Origin of the sequence: Comamonas sp. JUb58, assembly GCF_004364775.1 — a bacterium.
Classification (GTDB): Bacteria; Pseudomonadota; Gammaproteobacteria; order Burkholderiales; family Burkholderiaceae_C; genus Comamonas.
Genome location: NZ_SOAL01000045.1, coordinates 1 through 6,487, shown reverse-complemented (window position 1 = coordinate 6,487; position 6,487 = coordinate 1). Strand labels below are relative to the sequence as shown.

The following is a 6,487-nucleotide window of genomic DNA, read 5'->3' as shown; positions in this document are numbered from 1 at the left end:
GCTGCTGAGACGGCCGGTGCCAACCCTATGGTTGTGAACTACGCCATCAAGGCGGCAATGCTGCTGATCTTGGGGCACCTATATTCCAACCGCGAAGATGTTGTGGCTGGGGCATCTGTTGTGCAGTTGCCTGGCGGGGCTCGTTCCTTGCTGCGGCCGCACCGCATTACCCATGGAGTCTGACCATGACGACCATTGGCCAACTACGCGACCGCATCAAGATCCAGAAGCAGGGCGGGTCTGACGACTGGGGCAACCCTTTGCCAGATGGCCCATGGACTGACCATGCCACGGTGTGGGCCCATGTGCTCCACCAGAACGGCGCGCAGGCCATCAAAGCCGACGCGGACACCTCGATAGTTCGTGCTTCCATGCGCATTCGATGGCGAACGGACATCACAGCCGCGATGCGTGTGATCTTTATGGGCGCGGTCTACGAGATTGATGCAGTCCTGCCTGGGCAGAGGCGTGATTTTGTGGACCTGGCCTGCAAGAGGGTGAGCGATGTTCAAGTTTGACACCAAGGCGTGGGAAGACCAGCTCAAGGCCAAGGCCCAGAAAGTTGAGGAATCGGCCCGTGCAGTCGCTCAGGCCGGCGCCCAGGTGTTCTATGAGCAGGTGCTGTCCAATGTCCCGGTGAAGACCGGCAAGCTCAAGGCGGCCATCTACCAGGCTTACGGCGACAAGCGCTCCGGCGAGGGCAGGGCGCTCTACGACATCTCGTGGAACAAACGCAAGGCGCCACATGGCCACCTGATCGAGTTCGGCACCAGCCGTGCCGCAGCCCAGCCGTTCCTGCGCCCAGCGCACGGCCAGGCAAGCGCCCGGGTGAGGGAGGCGATGCTCGAAAAGCTCAAGGAGGTGCTTCGTGATTGAAACCAAGCTTGTCACGCAGCTCAAGCCCATCGTGGGCGGCAAGGTGTTCGCAGATGTCGCGCCAAGCGGAACGGCGGCCCCGTGGGCGGTTTATCAGCAGGTGGGCGGCAAGCCGACACAGTATGTCGAGCAGGCGATGGCGCCGCTTCGCAATGGGCTGTTCCAGATTGCGGTCTGGGCCACGACTCGCAGCGAGGCGACCATGAAATCCCTCCTCATCGAGCGCGAGATGCTCAAGCTCGACATGGCTGTGGAGGTGGTTGGCAGCCTGCGCGCCACCTATGAACCAGACACGAAGCTCCACGGAGCCATTCAGGACTTCTCCATTTGGGAAAACACAGATGAGTAACGCAACCAAACTTCTTCACGAAGGGCTGATTCGGGCGATCCGAGCAGCCCTTTCTTCTTGGGAAAAGTGGCTGGAGAGCCAAGCCCCCAAGAAGTAAACCAATTCATTTCGCAACGTCTGCCGCGCGGTTTGTCGCGCTGCTCAATGCCTCTCCCGCAAGGGACACGCGAGTAGCCCCACAGCCATTGGCCCCGCAGAGAAACCCGCCGCTACCAAGCGGCTTTTTCTTTGAAAGGCCCTTATGGCTTCTGTACCTACCGGCACTACCTTCTGGATTGCCTCCACCTTCGCTGCGGCCAAAACTGTGACCGCTATCTCCAACGCTGCAGAGGCGGTTGTCTCCGCCACGGCGCACGGCTTTGTTGCTGGTGACGCGGTGGAAATGACCTCCGGCTGGGGTCGCCTCAATCGACGCGTTTTCGAGGTCAAGTCGGCTACCACCGACTCCTTCGTGCTGTCGGGCGCTGATACCACCAACCTGAACTTCTTCCCCGCCGGCACTGGCGCGGGCAGTGTGCGCAAGGTCAATGCTTTCCAGCAAATCACCCAGGTGACTGCGGCTTCCAGCTCGGGTGGCGATCCCCAGACGGTCAACTACAAGTACCTGGAATCCGACGTTGGCTACTCGATCAACGATGGCTTTGCAGCGACCCAGTACCAGCTCACGATGGACGCGGACGCCATCGGCACTGCCGGCTACGACCTGCTGAAGACGCTCACCGATGTGCAGACTGACACTTGCTTGAAGATGATGTCGCGCTCCGGTGCCCGCCTGTACCTGCCTTGCACCGTTGCACTGAACGATGTGCCATCCCTCAACGACGGCCAGATCAACACCGTGACTGCGGTGTTCAACGGCAACAACCGACCAATCCGCTACAAGGCGGCTTAAGTCCCCGGCCCTCCATGTGAGGGCCATTCTTTTGGGCAATGCCCAACCCTCGCACCGGCCCTGCCTGTTCGTTTTCCTCGTGGGGAGGACGGCAGGTGGGGCGCGGGCACTTCTCCCCATCCAAAGGAAACCAAACCATGGCTATCAAACTTGGCAATCGCCCTGAAACCTTCGCGCAGCGCACTGTCACCTTCCCAATGCCCGACGGCACCACGGGAAAGATCAAGTACAAAGGCGTGTACCGCACCCGAACCGACTTCGGAGAAATGCTGGACCAGATGAACGCCGACAAGGAAGACGGCCCAGCGGTGGACGAAAAAACCCGCTGGGAGCAACTGTTCTCCCAAGGCTCGGAGAGCAACGGTCGCTTCCTGGTCGCTGCCATCAAGACCTGGGACGCAGAGATCGAGCTGGATGTCGAAAGCCTCACCCAGTTCTCCGATGAGCTGCCTGGTGGCGCTGCTGCCTTGCTGGAAGACTACCGCCAGATCTGCCTGAACGGCCGCCTGGGAAACTAAGGGAGGCCGCAGAGGCCATCTTTGCGCCACCTGTTGAGGTGGCTGCGGGGTGGGATCCGGAAGACTATGCAGATGAATTGGAGCCGGTCGATGTTTGGCCGGAAAACCATGAAATTGTGCAGCTTTTCGAGTCCCTCTCCACCCAATGGCTGGCCGCTGTCGGCGGAGGGATGGGTGGCGGCGTGTTCATCCGCTATGGCCTGTCATACACCGCCGCTTACCCGCTTCTTGACCGAATCAGCCCCGACAAGGAAAGCTGGAACGAGAATTTCGAGATGCTGCGGGTGATGGAGCGAGCCGCGCTGGCTGTGATGAACAAGGCGGGCTAAGCTTGCTCTTATCAGCTATCATGATTCAGACATTTGGTAACATACTCCATTCCTAATAGGAGGGGATATGGAGTTTCTTGAAAGCTTGAATGCGTTGGCAGCCAAGATTCGTCAACAAGGGGCGTCTATCGCCACTGAGGAGGCGACTAAGAATGCCTTTGTCATGCCGTTCATTAAGAATGTGCTTGGATATGATGTTTTTGATCCGCAAGAGGTAGTCCCTGAGTACGTCTGTGACATTGGGACTAAGAAGGGCGAAAAAATTGATTACGCCATTCTTAAGGATGGTCAGATCCAGATGCTCATTGAGTGCAAAAAGATTGGTGAGCCGCTAAATGTCAATCACGCGGGCCAACTCTTCCGGTATTTCCATGTGACAACTGCTCGCATCTCCATCCTGACAAATGGGCAAATTTACAAGTTTTTCACTGATTTAGATGCCCCAAACAAGATGGACGACAAGCCATTCTTGGAGCTGGATCTGTTAGACATTGATGAGCACGCAGTGCCTGAGCTCAACAAGCTGACGAAATCAACCTTTGATGTGGAATCCATCATCAGCGCGGCGGGAGAGCTCAAATACATTGGGCAGATCAAGCGCGAAATTTCGGCGCAGTTTACTTCACCCGGCGACGAATTTCTGCGCTTTTTCACAGCGCGAGTGTATGACGGAGCAATCACCGCAAGAGTACGTGAGCAATTTCAGCCGCTGCTTGAAAAGGCCATCCGTCAGTACACAGCGGACCTGGTAAATGATCGTTTGAAATCGGCGATGACTGGTGTTAACGCGAGTATGCCAATCGTGGTAAATGCACCGAGCCCCGTTGTTGCAGCCACACCAGTTGAGAGCATGTCTACAGACTGTGACGACGAGGAAAGAGTGGTGACGACCGAGGAGGAGATGGAGGGCTACTTCATTGTCAAATCGATCATTCGCCCGGTTGTTGATTCCAGCAGAATAGGGCACCGCGACACGCAAAGCTATTTTGGAATTCTGTTGGACGACAACAATCGCAAGCCGGTCTGTCGACTGCACTTCAACAGGGGGCAGAAGTATTTAGGCATTCTTAATCATGATAAGAAAGAGACACGGCATCCAATTGCGCACCTGGACGAGATCTACAACTTCTCGGAGGCCCTCATTGAGGCTGTGACGCGTGTTGCGTAGTTCGTGTAGCATGCGTCTTTCTGAATGGAGGGCGCATGTCAAGACTCGTTGGGTATTTTTTACTGCTCGTGGCTGCTTTGGTCGCAGTTCTAGTTGCAGTACGTGTATCTGTTCTCTTCGAGCTAGCTGAGAATGGATTCCATCGAGGCGGCATGGTCATGGAAGTTTTGTTTTTAGCCATCTGTGGCGTTGTGCTCCCAATTGGTCTGGCGGCGTTGTTGCTGAAAAAGCGCGAATAAGCCTAAGTTAAGCATCCCCAACCGTCCCGCCCAGAGCGGGATTTTCATTTCTGGCCTATACCTCGGTGTGGGCCTTTTGCATTTCTGAGGCGCCTATGTCCGATGATCTGAGTACAAAACTAACAGCAGAATTTGATGGCAGCCAGGCAGAGCAAGGCTTGGTCAAGCTGGGTGCAACTGCAAAAAAAGCTGGCCGCGACATCGAGCAAGCTGGACAGGGCGCCGGCAAGGCGTTCGGAGGCGTGGGTACGGGGGCTGAGGATGGCAGCAAGCGCGCTGAGCGCGCGACCAAGAGTCTCATTGACTCGATCCAGCGAACTACTGCAGCGGCGAACGCGGGCGCCAAGGGAACCGCAGACTATTACAGCGAAATTGCCCGCATTCGTGGCGTCAGTCAAGATGCTCTGAAGCCATATTTGGCTGATCTGCGTAAAGCGCAAGCCGAGCAGGACAAAGCAGCAGACTCCACCAACAAATGGAACGCAGCTGCGTCCACGCTTGGTGGTGTGCTTGGGAAAATTGGGGCAGCGGTTGCCGGTGGCGCGTTCTACGCTAAATTCATCAGCGAAACCATCGATGCGGCCAATGAACAGGCGCAGTTGCAAGCGGTGCTGAGATCTACGGGCGAAGCAGCTGGATGGAGTGCTGACGCCCTGAACGAGATGGCTGACGCCATGTCCAAGAAGTCGATCTTTAGCCCGGGAGAAATCAACCAGGCGCAGACCCGCATGCTCAGCTACTCAAATGTGGTTGGACAGCAGTTCCCGAAGGCGATGCAGGCCACTATCGACATGGCACAGCGCATGGGAATGTCAGTAACTCAGTCGGCAGAGACCATTGGAAAGGCCCTGGATGTGCCCAGTGAGGGACTTACGGCCCTCAGTAAGCAGGGTTTTCGCTTCACCGAAGCTGAGAAGATGCTGGTCGAGCAGCTTGAGGAGGTCGGCAAGAAGGCGGAAGCACAGGCGATTATTCTCAAAGCTCTCGAAAGCTCATATGGTGGAGCGGCCGAAGCTGCTCGTGGCACTTTGGGTGGGGCTCTCGCCGGCCTGAAAAATACGGTAAGCGATCTGATGACTGGCAGCGGCGGCAGTGTTGACGGTCTCACGCAAAGCGTAAACGATCTAACGGCCACACTTTCTTCTGCAGAGACCAAGCAGGCATTTGCGACCATCGTCAACTTGATGGTGGAATCTACCAATGTGGCTGTCCGCTTGGTGAATGCGATGGCTCAGTTGCGCACCGCCAATATGGGCAGCATCTTGCTCGGCGGGGATAAGGTTGACAATCCACAGAGCGCTCTCGTTGATGTTGAAGCGCGCATCTCTCGCATCCAGCGCAACGTGGAGGCCTTTGACCCGAAAGCAGCAGGTTGGCGAGGCTTCCGCAACAGTCTTAATGCCGTGTTCACAGATGACTATGTGGACTCGCTGTCTCAACTGGCTGTTGCGAATCAACAGCGAGAGATTCTGTTGAAAAAGGTCTCCACCGAGCAATACGGCGACAACGCCCCCGATCCGGCCGAGTGGAACACGGAACCAGTCAAGGCCTATGGTAAGGCCATCTCGGAGAACACTGAGTGGCTCAAGAAGTTCGGCACTGCTGCCCAGAAGGCGCAGATTGAGATCAAGGAATGGGAGAAGAAGCTCGGCGCTCCATTGAGCCAGGAGATGAAGTCTTCCATTCTGAAGAGCTATGAGGAGCGCGGAAGTGGCGGCTCCAAGGGCGTAGGCCAGCAAGAGAAGGCTGTATCTGGCATCCGTGCCCGAATCCAGGCAGAAGAGGAGCTAATCAAGCGCCTGCAGGATCGCGGCGCGGCAGCTCAAGACCTGAGCGAATCTGACAAGCTGGTGGGCAAGCTGCAGGAGGAGATTGCCGGCACTACCAACAAGCGAACCAAGGCGAACCTGGAAGGCCAACTCGCCGAGGCGCTGGTGTGGCAGGAGACCCAGAAAAACCGCACTGAGCTTGAGAAGCAGATCAAGGCGCAAGAGGAGGCTGAGAAGGGCTACCGCAAGTACATTGAATCACACCGGATTCCGTGGAGGCTCAACTCCTGAGAGGATTGAGTCATGAACAACAAACCCAATAAATTTCCCGCCGAGGTCCGCGAGCG

10 protein-coding genes are annotated in these 6,487 nt (G+C 56.7%); all 10 read left to right on the top strand.

All coding sequences use genetic code 11. The annotated features are described in order from the left end of the window. A partial coding sequence (locus EDF71_RS25330; protein ID WP_208301134.1) for a head-tail connector protein occupies positions 1 to 183 on the top strand: 183 nt, incomplete at its 5' end. Positions 184 to 185: 2 nt separating this feature from the next. Next, entirely contained in the window at positions 186 to 518 is a 333-nt protein-coding gene (locus EDF71_RS24705; RefSeq protein ID WP_133859170.1) for a phage head closure protein, read from the top strand. Then, on the top strand, positions 505 to 876 hold the full coding sequence (locus EDF71_RS24700) for an HK97-gp10 family putative phage morphogenesis protein (protein ID WP_133859169.1): 372 nt from the start codon (positions 505 to 507) through the stop codon (positions 874 to 876). The genes EDF71_RS24705 and EDF71_RS24700 overlap by 14 nt, the downstream gene beginning before the upstream one ends. Further along, positions 869 to 1,225, top strand: a complete 357-nt coding sequence (locus tag EDF71_RS24695; protein WP_133859168.1) for a DUF3168 domain-containing protein — start codon at positions 869 to 871, stop codon at positions 1,223 to 1,225. Before EDF71_RS24700 ends, EDF71_RS24695 begins: the two co-directional genes overlap by 8 nt. A 241-nt stretch (positions 1,226 to 1,466) precedes the next feature. Then, entirely contained in the window at positions 1,467 to 2,117 is a 651-nt protein-coding gene (locus EDF71_RS24690) for a phage tail tube protein (protein WP_133859167.1), read from the top strand. 137 nt (positions 2,118 to 2,254) lie between these two features. Then, on the top strand, positions 2,255 to 2,635 hold the full coding sequence (locus tag EDF71_RS24685; RefSeq protein WP_166656649.1) for a phage tail assembly chaperone: 381 nt from the start codon (positions 2,255 to 2,257) through the stop codon (positions 2,633 to 2,635). A gap of 38 nt (positions 2,636 to 2,673) precedes the next feature. After that, positions 2,674 to 2,964 carry a DUF1799 domain-containing protein gene (locus tag EDF71_RS24680; protein WP_133859165.1) on the top strand — a complete coding sequence of 97 codons (291 nt, stop codon included), beginning with the start codon at positions 2,674 to 2,676 and terminating at the stop codon, positions 2,962 to 2,964. Between the two features lie 67 nt (positions 2,965 to 3,031). Beyond that, a complete protein-coding gene (locus EDF71_RS24675; protein WP_133859164.1) occupies positions 3,032 to 4,132 on the top strand; it encodes a type I restriction endonuclease in 1,101 nt (366 codons plus the stop codon). A 35-nt stretch (positions 4,133 to 4,167) separates the two neighbouring features. Continuing rightward, positions 4,168 to 4,371, top strand: a complete 204-nt coding sequence (locus EDF71_RS24670; protein ID WP_133859163.1) for a hypothetical protein — start codon at positions 4,168 to 4,170, stop codon at positions 4,369 to 4,371. A gap of 95 nt (positions 4,372 to 4,466) precedes the next feature. Continuing rightward, a complete protein-coding gene (locus EDF71_RS24665; RefSeq protein ID WP_133859162.1) occupies positions 4,467 to 6,431 on the top strand; it encodes a phage tail length tape measure family protein in 1,965 nt (654 codons plus the stop codon). Positions 6,432 to 6,487 lie beyond the last annotated feature (56 nt).

Excerpts from the sequence above, each read along its gene's own strand:
- EDF71_RS24705 (WP_133859170.1), top strand. The coding sequence starts at position 186 with ATGACGACCATTGGCCAACTACGCGACCGCATCAAGATCCAGAAGCAG.
- EDF71_RS24700 (WP_133859169.1), top strand. The coding sequence starts at position 505 with ATGTTCAAGTTTGACACCAAGGCGTGGGAAGACCAGCTCAAGGCCAAG.
- EDF71_RS24690 (WP_133859167.1), top strand. The coding sequence starts at position 1,467 with ATGGCTTCTGTACCTACCGGCACTACCTTCTGGATTGCCTCCACCTTC.
- EDF71_RS24685 (WP_166656649.1), top strand. The coding sequence starts at position 2,255 with ATGGCTATCAAACTTGGCAATCGCCCTGAAACCTTCGCGCAGCGCACT.
- EDF71_RS24675 (WP_133859164.1), top strand. The coding sequence starts at position 3,032 with ATGGAGTTTCTTGAAAGCTTGAATGCGTTGGCAGCCAAGATTCGTCAA.
- EDF71_RS24670 (WP_133859163.1), top strand. The coding sequence starts at position 4,168 with ATGTCAAGACTCGTTGGGTATTTTTTACTGCTCGTGGCTGCTTTGGTC.
- EDF71_RS24665 (WP_133859162.1), top strand. The coding sequence starts at position 4,467 with ATGTCCGATGATCTGAGTACAAAACTAACAGCAGAATTTGATGGCAGC.